Origin of the sequence: Phaeobacter piscinae, assembly GCF_002407245.1 — a bacterium.
GTDB classification, from domain to species: Bacteria; Pseudomonadota; Alphaproteobacteria; order Rhodobacterales; family Rhodobacteraceae; genus Phaeobacter; species Phaeobacter piscinae.
Genome location: NZ_CP010681.1, coordinates 3,309,356 through 3,326,286 on the forward strand (window position 1 = coordinate 3,309,356; position 16,931 = coordinate 3,326,286).

General features: G+C 58.0%; 14 protein-coding genes. 9 read left to right on the top strand and 5 right to left on the bottom strand.

Annotation, left to right across the window (positions count from 1 at the left end; all coding sequences use genetic code 11):
- Positions 1-74 precede the first annotated feature (74 nt).
- The 5 genes from urtE to urtA all read right to left on the bottom strand — a co-directional run bounded on the left by urtE (position 75) and on the right by urtA (position 6,087).
- Positions 75-770, bottom strand: coding sequence for an urea ABC transporter ATP-binding subunit UrtE (gene urtE / locus phaeop14_RS15700; RefSeq protein WP_096790058.1), 696 nt, complete (start codon positions 768-770; stop codon positions 75-77).
- A 3-nt stretch (positions 771-773) separates the two neighbouring features.
- Positions 774-1,514 carry an urea ABC transporter ATP-binding protein UrtD gene (gene urtD / locus phaeop14_RS15705; RefSeq protein WP_040170042.1) on the bottom strand — a complete coding sequence of 247 codons (741 nt, stop codon included), beginning with the start codon at positions 1,512-1,514 and terminating at the stop codon, positions 774-776.
- Complete coding sequence (gene urtC, locus phaeop14_RS15710) at positions 1,511-2,713, bottom strand: urea ABC transporter permease subunit UrtC (RefSeq protein ID WP_096790059.1); 1,203 nt, start codon at positions 2,711-2,713, stop codon at positions 1,511-1,513. The genes urtD and urtC overlap by 4 nt, the downstream gene beginning before the upstream one ends.
- A gap of 3 nt (positions 2,714-2,716) precedes the next feature.
- Positions 2,717-4,717: an urea ABC transporter permease subunit UrtB gene (gene urtB, locus phaeop14_RS15715; RefSeq protein WP_244905780.1), complete on the bottom strand. Its 2,001-nt coding sequence runs from the start codon at positions 4,715-4,717 to the stop codon at positions 2,717-2,719.
- A 74-nt stretch (positions 4,718-4,791) separates the two neighbouring features.
- Positions 4,792-6,087: an urea ABC transporter substrate-binding protein gene (gene urtA, locus phaeop14_RS15720; protein ID WP_040178848.1), complete on the bottom strand. Its 1,296-nt coding sequence runs from the start codon at positions 6,085-6,087 to the stop codon at positions 4,792-4,794.
- 573 nt (positions 6,088-6,660) lie between these two features.
- Between urtA and phaeop14_RS15725 the strand changes: the two genes are divergently transcribed.
- From phaeop14_RS15725 to phaeop14_RS15765, 9 genes are all read left to right on the top strand, one after another.
- Positions 6,661-7,359, top strand: coding sequence for an urease accessory protein UreD (locus phaeop14_RS15725; protein WP_338090129.1), 699 nt, complete (start codon positions 6,661-6,663; stop codon positions 7,357-7,359).
- Between the two features lies 1 nt (position 7,360).
- The gene (locus tag phaeop14_RS15730; protein ID WP_024098754.1) at positions 7,361-7,663 is read left to right on the top strand and encodes an urease subunit gamma; all 303 of its coding nucleotides are present in this window, start codon (positions 7,361-7,363) and stop codon (positions 7,661-7,663) included.
- Between the two features lie 24 nt (positions 7,664-7,687).
- Positions 7,688-7,855 carry a peptidase M23 gene (locus phaeop14_RS15735; protein ID WP_096790061.1) on the top strand — a complete coding sequence of 56 codons (168 nt, stop codon included), beginning with the start codon at positions 7,688-7,690 and terminating at the stop codon, positions 7,853-7,855.
- Positions 7,852-8,157 carry an urease subunit beta gene (locus tag phaeop14_RS15740; RefSeq protein WP_096790062.1) on the top strand — a complete coding sequence of 102 codons (306 nt, stop codon included), beginning with the start codon at positions 7,852-7,854 and terminating at the stop codon, positions 8,155-8,157. Before phaeop14_RS15735 ends, phaeop14_RS15740 begins: the two co-directional genes overlap by 4 nt.
- Positions 8,157-9,896: an urease subunit alpha gene (gene ureC, locus phaeop14_RS15745; RefSeq protein WP_096790063.1), complete on the top strand. Its 1,740-nt coding sequence runs from the start codon at positions 8,157-8,159 to the stop codon at positions 9,894-9,896. The genes phaeop14_RS15740 and ureC overlap by 1 nt, the downstream gene beginning before the upstream one ends.
- Before the next feature lie 12 nt (positions 9,897-9,908).
- Positions 9,909-10,391 carry an urease accessory protein UreE gene (locus phaeop14_RS15750; RefSeq protein WP_040178852.1) on the top strand — a complete coding sequence of 161 codons (483 nt, stop codon included), beginning with the start codon at positions 9,909-9,911 and terminating at the stop codon, positions 10,389-10,391.
- Positions 10,381-11,043: an urease accessory protein UreF gene (locus tag phaeop14_RS15755; RefSeq protein WP_096790336.1), complete on the top strand. Its 663-nt coding sequence runs from the start codon at positions 10,381-10,383 to the stop codon at positions 11,041-11,043. The genes phaeop14_RS15750 and phaeop14_RS15755 overlap by 11 nt, the downstream gene beginning before the upstream one ends.
- Positions 11,040-11,660 carry an urease accessory protein UreG gene (gene ureG / locus phaeop14_RS15760; protein ID WP_096790064.1) on the top strand — a complete coding sequence of 207 codons (621 nt, stop codon included), beginning with the start codon at positions 11,040-11,042 and terminating at the stop codon, positions 11,658-11,660. The genes phaeop14_RS15755 and ureG overlap by 4 nt, the downstream gene beginning before the upstream one ends.
- Before the next feature lie 451 nt (positions 11,661-12,111).
- On the top strand, positions 12,112-16,917 hold the full coding sequence (locus phaeop14_RS15765; RefSeq protein ID WP_158524517.1) for a hypothetical protein: 4,806 nt from the start codon (positions 12,112-12,114) through the stop codon (positions 16,915-16,917).
- Positions 16,918-16,931 lie beyond the last annotated feature (14 nt).

The window sequence follows — 16,931 nt, forward strand, 5'->3', positions numbered from 1 at the left end:
CGTCGCGCCCGACCGACTCACGGGCAACACCGTAGTCTAGGCGGCTCGGCCGCAACGCTATCGCGTCGCGACGATCAGACGGATACACCCGCCAACAGATCTGCCCGGCTGACGTCGTTGCGGCCACCAGCCAATGTGACACGACCCTGACGAAGAACCACAAACCGGTCTGCCAGCTCGTAGGCAAAGTCGAAATTTTGCTCCACCAGCACAATCGCTATCTCACCTTCGGTTCTCAGTTGCCGGATGACCTCACCGATCTGCTGGATAATATTCGGCTGGATGCCCTCTGTCGGCTCATCAAGCAATAGCAGTTTTGGTCGCGTGATCAGCGCTCTGGCGATGGCAAGCTGCTGTTGCTGACCGCCCGACAGGTCTCCACCGCGTCGATGGCGCATATCATGAAGCACAGGGAACAGCTCATAGATCTTATCCGGAACGTGGCGTTCGGTTTTTGGCAAGCAACCGAACCCGGTTTCGAGATTCTCCTGCACTGTCAGAAGCGGGAAAATCTCCCGCCCCTGCGGCACATAGGCAATCCCATTCTTGGCCAATTGATGCGCCGAAGCAGTTCCCAAAGATCGGCCATCCAACTCTATGAGACCGCCGGATCGGGCATGGCGACCAGCAATCGCCTTCATCAGACTGGTTTTGCCAACGCCATTTGTGCCCATCATACAGGCCACCTCTCCGCGTAGCACCTCCATCGAGATCCCATGCAGAACCTGAGAATGGCCATAGTGCAAAGTTACATCGTCAAGTTTCAACATCGCTCAGCGCCCCAGATAAACATCAATGACAGCTTGGTCGGCTGTCACATGGTCCAACGATCCTTCAGCGAGAACCGCGCCCTCGTGCAGCACCGTGACCCGGCAATTCAGTCTTCGGACAAAATCCATATCGTGCTCCACGACGACCACCGCGCGCGTTTTAGCCGCCGCAACCAAAATTGCTGTTGTCTGTTCCCGTTCTTCCAGCGTCATGCCCGCGGCAGGCTCATCCACCAACAGCAAACGCGGCTCTTGGGCCAGCAACATGCCGATCTCCAGCCATTGTTTCTGGCCGTGGCTCAACTCACCGGCCCGACGCTGCAGTGCACTGCTCAATCCGACCTCACCTGCGAGTTCTTCGATCCGGGCAAGGTGCGGCCGGGATGCGCGATACCGTAATACAGCAAGTGGGCGGCGATCCGCTTTGAGCGCAAGCAGTAGATTTTCCTGAACTGTCTGTTCTTCAAAGACCGTTGGTTTCTGAAATTTTCGCCCAATACCTTCACGGGCAATACGTGCCTCGGAACGGGCGAAGACTGATCGTCGGCTCCCATCCCAGATGATACTGCCGCTGTCCGGCGCGGTCTTTCCAGTGACGATGTCCATGAACGTCGTCTTGCCCGCGCCGTTGGGCCCAATGATCGCTCGCAGCTCGGCCCGACCGATCCGAAACGACAAGTTATTGATTGCACGAAAGCCATCAAAGCTGACTGAGACACCCGACACTTCCAGAAGAGGATTCATGATTTTGCCTTCTCTGTGTGGGGTGGCACCTCGGCGGTGCGGCGCCGCTGAACCAGATCGACCAAACCGCCAATCCCCTTCGGTGCGAATAAGGTGACCAGAACAAACCCCAACCCTAGAACAACCTGCCACCAGTCGACCCAGCGAATGGTGAAAACTCCGAGGACAACATCCGGGGCCTGCCCGCCTGTGAACCAGCTGGACAGCAGCGACACAAAGACCGCACCGATCACCGCACCGTAGAGCCGACCCCGCCCGCCGATCGCAACCCAGACGGCCAGATAGATGGAGGCGATCGGCGCCATTTCGGCTGGATTGATAATCCCCGCCTGCGGATAAAAGAGCGCCCCAGCGATACCTGCGACACAGGCCGTCCCGGTAAACATCACCAGCTTGTATCCCTCAACAGAATATCCAAGGAACCGCACCCGGGTTTCATTGTCGCGAATGGCACGCAGAACGGAGCCAAATTTTCCACCCACCAGCCAGGCCGCGATCACATAGCCAAGTCCCAGTGCGACAGCCGACGCCCAGAAGAACCAGATCGAGATCACCGACTGCGGCACATCGGCCAAGCCTGGTAAATTCTGCAACCCGCTCAACCCGTTGTTTCCGCGCAGTCCGCTGTCATTCTGAAACAGATATAGCGCCAGTGCCAAGGTCATCGCTTGAGTAAGGATCGACAGGTAGACACCGGTCACCCGGCTGCGAAAGGCAAGCCAGCCGAAGGTCAGTGCCAGCACACCGGGGACAGCCACAACTAGGAAAAGTTGCAAAGGCAAACTGTCAGCAAAGGTCCAGATCAGCGGAAAACGGTCGCCGCCAACGACACCAAAAATCTGATGCGCAACCGCATCCCGTATTTCAGCATCAGTTGGCGGAAGTACATGGTCGGACAATGACGCCAGCACCGTGTCCCGGGTCCGCTCATACATCAGCCACATGCCGATCATATATCCGCCCAAACCGAAGAAGGCGAAATGACCCAAACTCAGAATCCCTACATAACCCCAGATCAAATCCATCGCGATGGCGACCAGACAGAGGCAAAGTGTTTTTCCCAATGTCTTGATCAGTGACGTTGAGACGATCCCAATCCCCAAGCCTTCGGACAGCAGGGTGACGCCCAGCGTGAACAGCGCAAGGATCGTGACGAAGATCAGGACAGACGGGTTTCGGGCAATGAAGCTAAGTTGCATGGATCAATCTCCCGCCGCGCGACCCCGCAGGGCGACAATCCCACGCGGCCTGAATTGAATGAAGATAATGATCAGCACGATCATGTAGGTCTGTGCAGCTAGCGTATTGGAGGGGTTGAGCCATTCGATCCCCTTCTGGGAGAAGCCGATCATCACTGCGCCCGCCAAGGTCCCCCAGATGCTGCCGACCCCGCCGACAACCACCGTCATGAAGCTCTGCACGATATAGTCGTTGCCCAGCTCCGATGTGACCTTTGCAAACAATCCGATCGCCACGCCCGCAATCCCTGCGATGCCAGATCCCAAGCCGAAGGTCAGCATATTCACGCGGTCCGGATTGATCCCCATCGAAGCCGCCATACTGCGGTTCTGTGTCACTGCCCGTGTTTCCAGCCCCAGACGTGTGCGGCGGATGATGAACAAAAGCAGCGCGAGAAAGCCCAGCGCCAGAACAAAGATCGCAATGCGGATATAGCTGATCGACACCACATCGTTGAGCGTCCATGCGCCGTCCAGCCAGCCCGGTGCGGTCAGCGGACGCGCTTGTGTGCCAAAGATGTTCTTGGCCAGCTGTTGCAGCGCAATCGAAATGCCGAAAGTAGCAAGCAGCGTCTCCAGAGGACGGTTGTAGAGCCATCGGATCACCAACCGCTCCATCGCAATCCCCGCGCCAAAGGTGACAGCAAACGCAGCAGGGATCGCCACCAGTATGGAGAGCGTGTGGTCCGGGATCACCAGCTGGATCACGTAGCCAGTGTAGGCGCCCATCATGATGAATTCGCCATGCGCCATATTGATAACGCCCATCACGCCAAAGGTGATCGCCAAGCCGATGGCTGCGAGGAAATAAATGGAAGCCAGCGATATTGCATCCAATGCCAGATCCGCCGCCTTATGGAAGGCAACCTTGCGGTTGCTCCGTGCCAGCGCCGACTCCGCTGCATCTGTCACGGCAGAAGAGGCCTCATTATAGGTATCGGCAAACCGGTAACGCGCAACGGTGTCGGCCATTTCCTGCTCTGTCGGACCAGCACGGACCAGTCCGGCCACAGCCAGATCATCATAGGCATTCCGCCGCACTGACGCATCGGAGAGCTGCGCAAGGGGAATACCTGCCACACGCCCGTCCACAATATGCGCTGCCAGCGCCGATTTGATGTCATCGCGTTGCAAGGGCGCTTCAGCGAACCCCGCAGCCACCAACACTGCATAGGCATCGGCTTCGGTAAAATCCTGACCGATACGACGTTCGGCTGCGATATTCCCGGTCGCTGGCGCTCCCACGGGATAGATCTGCAGCGTGGTGTCCAGCAGTGGATTCAGGGCTGCGCGCACATCAACACCCAGATCGCCCGACATGTCTTCGATGGCCGCGACGCGCGCCTGGGCATCAATGTCAAAACGCATGGTCAGCAGGCGCTCCTGACGCTGCTTCAACGCGCGCAGGTCGTCGTCGGCTTCGCTGAGGGTCGACGCCCGTAGAGGCTCCAGCGCTGTCGCCGACGGATCCCGCCCAATTGAGGTGACCGCAGCCCTGCGGATCGCAGCCACCGGATCGTTCAGTTGGAACCGTACCAGAGCAGTGCCAATCAGGGCGCGTACGCCGGAATTTGGCTTGATCGGTTTAAGGTCCGCCTTATCAACAGCCCCGATCACAGCCCCGCTGTCCAGATCCGTCAGTTCATAACGACTATCTCCCCTCGTATCGCCACGGAAGAAAAGCCCATCCGACTTGCGCATGACCAGTTTTTTACCCTGCCACAGCTGCAAAAGCGTCTGCACGTCGTCCAGACCGCTCTGCGCAATCTCATCAATGGCGGGTTGAATCGTCCGTCGCGAACTGGCGGTGATAAGGTCAGACTGTGACTGCAAAAGCTGCTGAAGGGGCGCACGCGACGTCGTTGATATCCCGGCTTGAGGCGGATCTGATGGCGGCAACGTCTGCGCCATGGCAGCCAGACAGCCCCACAGGACCAGCAGACCAGCGGCAAATAACCGTGTCATGATAGGGGTCATTTCCATTCGAAAGGTAGAAAAGATGGAAGGGGAGATCCCCCCTTCCCTGAGATCCTGCGAAATCAGTAGTTGGATAGTGTCTGAACGCAGCTCTTGGTCTCGGTATTATACATTCCGCAGCCAAGATCCTTCCAGTCCGAGGTCAAAACCGCAGATTCAGGAAGATAATCCGTCCAAGCATCACCGGGCATCTCTTCTGTCTGGCTGATGATATCGAATTGGCCATTGTCCAGAATTTCGCCAATCAGAACCGGCTTGGCGAGGTGGTGATTGGGCAGCATGACAGCTGTACCGCCTGTCAGGTTCGGAAACTCCTGTCCATACATGGCGGAACGCACGGCATCGACATCGGTGCTGCCTGCTTCTGTGGCAGCATTCACCCACATGTTGAAACCGATGTAGTGAGCTTCCATGGGGTCATTCGTGACGCGTGCGTCACCCATGCGCGCCTTCCATTTCTCAACAAAGGCGCTGTTGGCCTCTCCATCAGCGGACTGGAAGTAGTTCCAGGCGGCCAGATGACCGACAAGGTTGGAGGTATCCAGGCCCGACAGCTCTTCCTCTCCCACGGAGAAGGCCACGACAGGGATGTCGTCCGCGCTGATACCCGCCGCTGCCAGTTCTTTGTAAAAGCCAATGTTCGCATCGCCATTGATGGTGGAGATCACACCAACTTTCTTACCGTCCGCGCCCAAGGCCACCACATCCGCGACGATCTTTGACCAATCGGAATGACCGAACGGCGTGTAGTTCACAAAGATATCACTCTCCCCGACCCCCTTCTGGTCAAGGTAACTGGCGAGAATGTTGTTGGTCGTCCTCGGATAGACGTAATCTGTGCCGAGCAGCGCAAACTTCTCAACACCCAGCTCTTCGAGGAAATAATCCGTTGCCGGAATCGCCTGCTGGTTCGGTGCCGCCCCGGTGTAGAACACATTGCGCGAGCTTTCCTCCCCCTCGTATTGCACCGGGTAAAACAGCAGACCGTTCAGCTCTTCGATCACTGGCAACACTGACTTCCGGCTTACCGAGGTCCAGTTGCCAAAAATCACATCCACCTCATGCACGCTTAGCAGTTCGCGCGCTTTTTCCGCAAACAGCGGCCAGTTCGACGCAGGATCAACAACAACCGGCTCCAGCTCACATCCGAGAAGGCCACCCTTGGCGTTCTGCTCGTCGACCAGCATCAGCATGGTGTCCTTCAGCGTGGTTTCAGAAATTGCCATCGTACCGGATAACGAGTGCAGGACGCCCACCTTGATCGGGCAATCTGCAGCAAAGGCTCCGGTGCCGAACGCCATCATCGCCAATGCCACAACGGTGGCCGTTGGTGCCGGAACGGATTTTCGGGTGATCATATAGTCTCTCCTCGCCGGAACGACGGTGGATCCCTTGCGCCGGGGCGCCGGATTTCCTACCTGTACCGGGCAGCTTCGTGTTGCATCCGTGTGGCGGCTGGCGAGATCGCAAATTCCTCCGGTCGTCACACATCCACAGTCTCTCCGGGTCATGCCCTTGTGGATGGACCCAGCATTCTGCATCGCAGAAACTTTCGCAAACGCGTCGAGAAAATCACGTAGCGCCAACCAAGTGCGCGCCTGTTTTTTCATCATCAATCCAGCAATTGGCCTCTATTTCGCACAGGGCTTGGCGCAGAATGCCGAATAGCTCGCTTTGCGCTGGCGGTGGGTCTGCGCTGTGATGAAATCAGCAGCATGACGCCCAGACCTTCATCTCAACGCCAGCAATCGTCTTGGTCCGATCGTGCCTGTGGACTGCCTGTGACCCGGTACCAGCAAGCCGATAAGGTACCTGCGACAGCAGTACAGATAGCCCCCCCGCGCGCTGTTGGAGATGTCTCAGTCTCCGCCAAGCGGCGTGGCAGTGCATCAGTCCTGGCCGACCTTAGGCAGGTTGGATCGCTGAAGCTCTTGTTTCCACGCACCGACGACGCCGCGCTGCAGGGGGTGGTCGTCAATACTGCCGGCGGTGTGACAGGGGGTGACCAACTCAATCTGCACGCAACCGCTCGCGTTGGGACATCGCTGACCCTCACCACCCAAGCAGCTGAGCGCGCCTATCGTGCGCAGCCCGGTGAAACCGGCCTGATCCGCAACACAATCAGCGTCGCCCCCCAGGCCAACCTCGCCTGGCTTCCTCAGGAAACGATCCTGTTTCAAGGCTGCAGCCTGGACCGAAGCCTCACCGTTGATCTGGACGCAGAGTCCCGCCTGTTGTTGTGTGAAACGCTGGTTTTTGGGCGGGCGGCCATGGGCGAGAAACTGACCAAAGCCCGCCTGAATGATCGCATCGACATTCGGCGCGCCGGGCATCCCCTGTTTCTGGATACAATCCATCTGCATGGCGATGTCGCCGCACATTTGGCGAATCCGACGATAGCTGGTGGCGCCGGAGCTATGGCGACCCTGGCCTACGTCGCACCCGATGCCGAAGGCAGGCTTGCTCCTTTACGTGCGCAACTGGGTCCTACCGCCGGTGCCAGCATAATCGGCGATGACCTTTTGATCATGCGTGCCCTCGCTCCCGACAGTTTCGCGTTGCGCCAGCTGCTGCTGCCAATCCTCAGCGATCTGCATGGCGCCCCTCTTCCCCGACCTTGGATGATCTGACATGAATCTAACCCCACGCGAAAAAGACAAACTTCTGATTTCCATGGCGGCAGAGGTGGCCCGGCGCCGGCTCTCGCGCGGTGTGAAGCTGAACCATCCCGAAGCCATCGCACTGATAACAGACGCGGTGGTCGAGGGGGCACGCGACGGTCGATCCGTCGCCGACATGATGGAAGCGGGCGCGCAGGTCATCACTCGCGACGACTGCATGACGGGCGTTGCCGAGATGATCCACGACATTCAGGTGGAAGCGACCTTCCGCGATGGCACCAAGCTTGTCACCGTCCACAACCCCATTCGCTGATCCACAATCAGGAGATCCAGACTCATGACACCTCGCCCCGCATATTTCACTCTCCTGCTACTGATCGGCAGCCCGGCCCTCGCCCATGGTGGAGCACATGTTCACCCCCACGGCGCCGAGACATGGCTTCTGGCGGCCTTGGTCGCAACCGTGGTCATTGGCGGTGCCAGCCTTCTGTGGCGACGCAAATGATCCCCGGCGAACTCTTCCCCGCTTCGGGCCATCTGGAGCTGAACCCGGATCACCCCGTTACCCGTCTGATGGTGGCCAACACCGGCGATCGACCGGTGCAAATCGGATCGCACTACCACTTTGCCGAGGCAAACCCGGCACTCGACTTTGACCGGGTTGCCGCACGCGGCCAGCGTCTTGATATTGCAGCGGGCACCGCCGTGCGGTTCGAACCGGGCCAGCGCCGCGAAGTGCAGCTAATCCCGATATCCGGCGCACGGCGCATCTTTGGCTTCAATGCTGCCATCATGGGGGATCTCTAATGCCATCCCAAATCATCCGTGCCGATTATGCAGCGATGTTTGGCCCTACAGTAGGCGACCGCCTGCGCCTGGCGGACACCGATCTGGTCATCGAGGTAGAGCGCGATCTGATCGCCGAAGCCAGCGGAGGCGGCAAGGCTCTCCGCTATGGCGAAGAGGTGAAATTCGGCGGGGGCAAGGTGATCCGCGACGGCATGGGCCAATCGCAGGCCAGCCGTGCCGACGGCGCGGTCGACACGGTCATCACCAATGCGCTGATCTTGGACCATAGCGGGATCTACAAGGCAGATGTGGGCCTGAGAGACGGGCGCATCGCCGCCATCGGCAAGGCAGGCAACCCAGACACACAACCCGGCGTTACGATCATCATCGGGCCGGGAACCGAGATCATCGCGGGAGAGGGACGGATCCTGACCGCAGGTGGTTTTGACAGTCACATCCATTTCATCTGCCCACAGCAAATCGAAGAGGCGCTGCATTCCGGCCTGACAACCATGTTGGGGGGCGGCACGGGGCCCGCCCACGGAACCCTCGCCACCACCTGCACACCGGGGCCCTGGCACATCGGACGTATGCTGCAGGCGGCGGATGCCTTTCCCATGAACATGGCCTTTGCAGGCAAGGGCAACGCCTCGCAGCCCCACGCACTGGAAGAGCAGATCACCTCAGGTGCTTGCGCGATGAAGCTGCATGAGGATTGGGGCACCACCCCGGCGGCCATTGATTGCTGTCTTTCAGTGGCAGATGCGATGGACGTACAGGTGATGATCCACACCGACACGCTGAATGAATCTGGCTTTGTCGAACATACCGTTGCAGCGCTGAAGGGCCGCACCATCCACGCCTTTCACACAGAGGGCGCGGGTGGCGGTCATGCGCCGGACATCATCAAAATCTGCGGAGAGGCGCATGTTCTGCCCTCCTCCACCAACCCCACACGTCCGTTTACCGTCAACACCATCGAAGAGCATCTGGATATGCTGATGGTCTGTCATCACCTCGACAAATCAATCCCCGAAGACGTCGCCTTCGCCGAAAGCCGCATCCGCCGCGAAACCATCGCGGCAGAGGACATCCTGCATGACATGGGCGCCTTTTCGATCATCGCCTCGGACAGTCAGGCCATGGGCCGTGTCGGCGAAGTTCTGATCCGCACCTGGCAAACTGCCGACAAGATGAAAAAGCAACGGGGGCGCCTGCCGGAAGAGACCGGCGAAAACGACAACTTCCGCGTTCGCCGCTATATTGCAAAATACACGATCAATCCGGCCATCGCCCACGGTATCGCCCATGAAATCGGCAGTATTGAGGTCGGAAAGCGGGCTGATCTGGTGCTGTGGAACCCGGCGTTCTTTGGCGTAAAGCCTGAAATGGTGCTGCTCGGCGGCTCTATCGCGATGGCACAGATGGGTGATCCCAATGCTTCCATCCCCACACCACAGCCTGTCTATTCCCGGCAGATGTTCGCAGCCTACGGCCGCTCAGTGGAAAACTCCGCCGTCACCTTTGTGTCAGAGGCAGCTGAAGCAGGCGGAATTCGCCAACACCTTGGCCTCGCCAAACAGACCTGCGCGGTCAGGAACACGCGCACCATTGGTAAATCTGACCTGAAACTCAACACCGCCCTGCCAGAGATCAAAGTCGATCCGGAAACCTATGAGGTCCGTGCAGATGGCGAACTTCTCACCTGTACCCCGGCCGATGATCTACCGATGGCCCAGCGCTATTTTTTATTCTGACGGAGTTCTCGGATGTCCCTCCCCCTAAGCCAGCACAAAATCCATGCCCATGATACGGAGGATCAGATCACCCTTAGCTATGAGGACCGGTTCCTGCGCCGCAAAGTGTTGACCAGCGATAGCGGCTTGCGGTTTCTGGCCGATTTTCCGTCCACCCAATCTCTGGATGCAGGCGACGCCTTCGTGCTGGACGACGGGCATAAAATCGGTGTTCGCCCGGCAAAGGAGGAGCTGCTGGAAGTGACAGGCGACCACATCCTCCGTTTGGCCTGGCACATCGGCAACCGTCATATGCCCTGCCAGATCGAGGCCAATCGCCTGCTGATCCAGCGCGACCATGTGATCCGGGACATGCTGAACAAGCTTGGCGCGACACTGCGCGATGTGGTGGAACCCTTCACCCCAGAGGGCGGGGCCTATGGCCATGGCCGCACCCATAGCCATTCCCACTCCCATTCACATGACGATGGGCACGGGCAGCCCCATGCCCACTAATGCACAATTGCTGACCTTGGCACAGTGGTTCTCTCCCGGCTATCCGGTGGGGGCATTCAGCTATTCGCATGGGTTAGAATGGGCAATAACCTCCGCTGCGGTCAGCACAGCAGCCGAATTGCAGGGCTGGATTGAAACAGTTCTGCGGGACGGCGGTGGCCGGTCTGATGCTCTGTTTCTCGCTGCAGCCTATCATGCCCCGCATACTGGTGCCGTGGCGCAGATCGACGCACAAATTCGCGCCTATGCACCATCGCTGGAGCGTCTTCGCGAAACCGACCTGCAAGGAGCGGCCTTTTGCCAGATCACCCGCACCGTGTGGCCGGAAACGGACCAGAACGGCATACCCACTAAGCTCACTTATCCCGTCGCTGTTGGCTATTCGGCAAACTGCTGTGCCCTGCCCTTGCAGGCGACCATCGCGCTGTACCTGCAGGCCTTTGCCGCGAACCTTGTGGCGGCGGGCCAACGTCTCGCCCCCATCGGACAGAGCAGAGCACAGGCGATTACCCGCGCCCTTGCGCCGCTTTGTCAGGACATCGCCGAGCAGACCGATGATGGCGACCTCGCACAGCTGTCCTCTACCAGCTTCCTTGCCGATATCGCAGCAATGAAACACGAAACCCAGCATTCAAGGATCTTTCGCACATGACAACTCTCAACGGGCCCCTGCGCATTGGAATTGGCGGACCGGTCGGTGCGGGCAAAACCACCCTCACTGCAGCGCTCAGCGAAGTGTTTCGAGACAGTCACTCCATCGCGGTGATCACCAATGACATCTACACACAGGAAGACGCCGAGGCGCTGATGCGCCAACAGATCCTGCCACAAGACCGGATTCTGGGGGTGGAAACCGGCGGCTGTCCCCATACCGCCATTCGCGAAGACGCGTCCATCAATCTTGGTGCTGTGGCCGAGCTGCGCGAACGCCATCCAGATCTTCAACTCATCCTGATCGAAAGCGGTGGTGATAACCTATCGGCCACATTCAGCCCAGAACTCGCCGATCTGACAATCTATGTGATTGATGTTGCCGCAGGAGAAGAAATCCCACGCAAGGGCGGTCCTGCAATCACCCGCTCGGACATTCTGATCATCAACAAAACCGATCTGGCGCCCCATGTCGGTGCGGATCTGTCGGTGATGGAGCGCGATGCAAAGCACATGCGCACCGAACGTCCCTTTGTCTTTGCCAACCTCAAGGCCCGCGACGGTGTCGACGCCATCCGCAGGCTGATCTGTGACTTGGCGGGCCTAGAACTGACGTAGCACACAGGCGCGTCACAAACAGCAAGCAGCCGATCAGGGTTCAACCTGAGCGTGCTCATTCGCGTGCCATCAGCATGCCCGATCAAGGCACAGCACCCGCACCTTTGAAGAATCCGACACGCCCCATCGCCGGATGGTGATTCGTCGATTTTGTGAACATGTGATGTAATTTAGAATATGCGTCACTACGGCTGAGAACTGCGACAACTGACTTTAAGGGCAAACAGATTGATACGTTCGGCCACCATCCTTGATCGCATTTAGTTTCAACTTAGCGGCTTCTGATAACCCATTGAACCTCAGCGCGTTATTCGCACTTCTTGCGATCTGGCCTTATCCAATACCGAAGTTTGGACATACGATGGCGGCGGCGTTTTTTTCAGCGTTGCGAGCACGGCACACCCGTGACGAACCGGATCACACTCTGCCCCCGTCAGAAAGGTCGCATTATATGCTGAACGAAGAACAAGCCGCCATCCTAGAAACCTCAGTCATTGCATATGACACGATCTTTGAGGATCTGGGACCGGAGGCGCGGGACTCGTTTCGCGATACGGTTCAGACATTTCTCGAATCCGGGATCGCCATTCCAGAGGTCAAATCGATCAGCAAGGCGACCAATTATTCGAATTGGAACTACAATCTGGTCAAAAGCCTGAAAGGGAAAATCGCCGGAAAGGATCTGACCGGTGAGGATGAAGACAACAACGTGGAAGCCCAATGGGCGGAGTTTGTCGCCAAAGACCTGAAAATCGTTGGCAAGATCGTTGCCGCAGTCGAACAGCAGTACGCCGCGGGTGAACTGGCAAACACCAACGAACAGTTCATCAACTCAATCAAGGGCACTGTCACCGACGACATTTCGAAGCTGAAGGTCGAGCTTGATGTCCTGCGGGCGCAACACGACCGGCTGAGTGATCCAAACCACCCGGATTTCGATGCGGCGGCGGCTGATAAGATCAGCAAGGAAATCTACCGCACCAACGCCGTGGTGGATGCTGCTGAAAGCCTTCAGACAAAACTCGCGACCTTCTCAAAAGGCGGCGACATTGGCGAACACACCGCAAACCACGCAGAGTATCTGCAAGCCCGCATCGACGCGCTGGAAATCTCTCGCCAGGAAAAGCTTGAAGAATACAAGATCTATGCTGCCGAGACCTACACCGGCAGTGATATCCTTGCCGCCAACAAGAAGGCCGAACTGGAAGCGGTTTCGGCAGAGTCACTTGATCTCATCAATCTGAAAGAAAAAACTGAGGGGTTCGAGGAATACAGCAGCACCGTGCGCACGGCGTCGCTGAAGGCGGGCGTCAATGTGCTGAGCACCGGACAGGCAATTTCGGCCTTTGCGGTGAAACCCGACAACACACCCGAGGGCCATGCCGCAAATGCCGGTTTCCTGGGTGAGGCCGCGCTGGGGGCGGGCGGTGATATTCTTGAGGCCGCAGGGCACCTCAAATTCGCCAAGGGGGCAAAGGGCTTTGCCGCGCTGTCATTGGTTGGCGGCGCCGCTGGGAGCTTTGTGCCGACGGCCAAGCTGCTGGCGGATCCCGACTTGCCAGATGAGACCCGCAAGATCGTACAGGCCGAAGTCGGTCTTCAGGGCACGGCACTGGCCTTTGCGACCGTCGAAAACGTGCTCGGTATTGCGGAATTGGCAGTAAAGGCGGGCAGCAAGGCCGCCAATGTGCTTGGCAAGGCAGTGCCGGTGATTGGTGCCATCGGGTCCGTCGTCGGGGCCATCAACCCGGCAAAATGGGCCGAGTTCGACCAGAAACAGGACCGGATCGACGCAATCCAGAAATCCGACACCTACAGTTCAGGTCTTCTCAGCGATCTGTTGCAGGAATCCAAGGACGCAGAAGCCGCTTTTTACGGTGTGACCACCGGGCTTGATGTTGTCACAGGGGTGACGTCCGGTGTGCTGGCCGCAACCGGTGTGGGGGCGCCCATCGCGGCTGCGGTGGGGCTGATCGGCGGCGCAATTTCCGCGATTGTCGGGGCGTTTGAACAGGTCGCGCTTGAAGCGATTGCCGACAAATACGCCGAAAAGATAAGGACGGATGAGAACGGAAACCCACAGACCGTAGAGGAGTTCTTTGACGGCAGTTTCGATCAAAAACAGGAAAAGACCAAAGCCCACTACACCGATTTTTTTAGTGATCTGGTCGCCGATGAAGACGTTGATCAGGTGATTGCGCTAGGGGGTCAGGGGCTGGATGTTACCGATGTCGAGCTGGCGGCAATCAGCAAAACCAGCGGCGAGCTGAACAAGACCGCCAAGAACTATGTCGAGACCTTCACCAACAATGGCTGGCAGACTGGCGACCGTGCGCTCACGCCGAGCGAAGGCAGCAATATCAACGTCATTCAGTTGCCCAACGCCAATGGTGCCAAATCCTACCTGACCTTCACGACGCCACTGTTCTCCGCCGGGACTGAGGAAACTAGCCGCGAAGAAACCGGAAAGAATGAATATCAGACAACGCTGAAGATCACCGATCTTTCGGGCTGGAATATCCGCGATTACGGCGCCAACCAAACCACCTTCAACATGAGCAAAGTCGTGTCCAGTGCAGAGGATCGCATGGGCAACAAGATGGAGATCGGGATCGACATCGATGCGGGCGGCGGCGATGACACCCTGTTCTCATACGAAAGCCAGGTCACCTTTGATGGTGGCAGCGGGCAAGACACGGCCTCTTATGCGCGGCTGTCACAAAGCGAGCTGTCGCGCGGGCTGTCGATCTCTAGTTCTGACGGCACCACCTATGTGTATAAGAACCTCAAAGCCGGTTCAAAATACTACCAGGAGTCCATCGACTCCCAGACAACCAATCACGGCAAGCGCACCGAAGTTGTGCAGTTCCGCAAGGTTGGGCTGGATGAGCGCAGCGAGGCGCATTCCGTCAGAGACACCCTTAGCAATGTCGAGATTCTGCATGGCTCGTCTCTGGGCGATTACATGTATCTCGACACTTCGACCCAGCTTGAACAGGTGTTCGGCTTTGGCGGTGATGACCAGATCAACGTCGGCGCGGCCATTCAGGTTGTTGGCGGTGGTGAGGGTGACGATCTGATCAACCTCGACCACGCGCTACTGGAGAGCTACTGGAGCGGTCAGAAGGAGGAGCTCTATCTTGATGGTGGCGCTGGCGACGGAGACACCCTGGGCCTGAGTTCCGAGAGCTTCAAACGTTTGGTAGACGAGCTGGAAACTGACCAGATCCGCGAACAAACCGCATCTGAGATGGCCGAAGCCCTGATCCCTCTGGTGACCGACAACCGGGATGAAGAGGTTGCGAAAACCGCGGCTTCGCTCACCAATATCCTGCGCAGCACTGATGATACTGCGCTGAAACAACTCAACGTATGGAATACCGAAGCCGCGCATATCACGCTGGAACAGGAAGGCGTCGAAGGAGACACGATTGTTCATTCGCTGTCGGACTACCGCGAGGCGATCAACAACGGCATAACCAATGTGAATGCCGACGGGACCACAACTGAGTTGGATATCAGCGTCGACGTTGCGGGGAACCACTCCGTTGCAATCCTCGGGACGGAACACAACGATACGATCAAGGGGTCATGGAAAGATGATTACCTCTATGGCGGTGCCGGGGATGATCAATTCAGCTACAGCAATATCCACGGCGGCAATGATATCCTGGTCGGAGGCGAAGGCCGAGATGTCTACAACATCACCTATTTCCCGGCCAGCTATGGAGGCGGCAGCCAGGGTCACCACCTGATCACCGGTCCAGAAGCTGAGGACATCAAAGGTGACGTCCTCAACATCCATATGCGCGAAGACGGGGATATCTGGTTCAACTCCTACGGTGACGATCTGGTCATCTCACTTGGTGCGCACTCCTCTTTCACCGTTCAGGACTATTTCATTGATCGTCAGGGCCTGAGCACCAGCACCCAGGTCTCCAGCAGCAGTTGGGCCGGGTGGACCACCCAAGACGGGCTGTCGCAGGCGGACCTTGATGCAATCCTGCAGGACGGCAACAGCGCCAGCACCTTCCGGGTCAATGTGGTCACCTCCAATGGTGCGGAGGTCAATTTCCGCCACGGCGCGCTCGGGGCTTTCGACAGCACCTCAGCCGCGGCACCCAACACCGCTTTCAGCACCCTGCGCGCAAATTACCACGCGTTCCGGAATTCGGATGACATTTGGGCAACGCACCGCGACAACGGCGACAGCCCATACAGCAGCACATTCGCCGATGCGCTGGGGCAGGCACGGGATGCCCAGACCGGCGGTGCAGTTCTGACCGCCGGGGGGCTTGCGACATTAGAAGACATGCTTGCCAACCGTGATGGCAACTACAATGTCCTGCTCGGAGACGCGGGCCAGAACAAAATAGTCGGTGATATGGACGCCAACCTCATAAGAGGCGGGGCGGGCGCCGATACGATTTCAGGTGGTGCCGGAAACGACCTGATTGACGGGGGAGCGGGTGCAGATAATCTGGATGGCGGAGCAGGATTTGATGTCCTCAGCTACGAAGGCGCCACCAACGGCATCATTATGTATTTTGACAATCCGGCTAAGGGTTGGTCTTCGTTGGTCGCTGACATCGTGAACGGCACTCCAGCCCAATCCAGCGAGAGCATTGACAACTTCGAAGGCGCCATTGGGACCAGCTTTGCCGATGTCCTGGTCGGGAATGACGGTGCGAACTTCTTCAAAGGGGGCGCTGGCAATGACGTCATTGCCGGCTATGGCGGTGACGACACCATTCATGGCGGTGAGGGGACAGACACGCTGAACGGCGGTGATGGCTTTGATGTCCTCAGCTACAAGGGTCATTCAACCGCAGTGCGGATCAAACTGGCGGAGCAGACCTCGGAGTTCATTCCCTCGCCGACCAACTATGTTGCTGGCGATCAGATTTCAGGGTTCGAAGGCGTCATTGGCTCTGATTTCGATGATGACCTGAACGGCACCACAGGGCGCAACCTGCTCGAAGGCGGCGCGGGCAACGATCGGCTTGCCGGGGGGGACGGGTTTGACACCTTCGTCTTCCGCGCAGGCCATGGCAATGACCGGATCACCGACTTCACCGTCGGTGAGGACAAGCTGATGTTTGATTTCGGCGGATCGGTTGATGATTTTGACATCTCAGTCATAGAAAGCGCAAATGGAGAAGAAACCCACACCCGTATCCAAACCGCAGACGGCCTGATCGATCTGTTCGGCGTGGAAATTGACGAGCTGGGGGCAACTTCCTTTGTCTTTGTCTGACGCCACGACCGCAA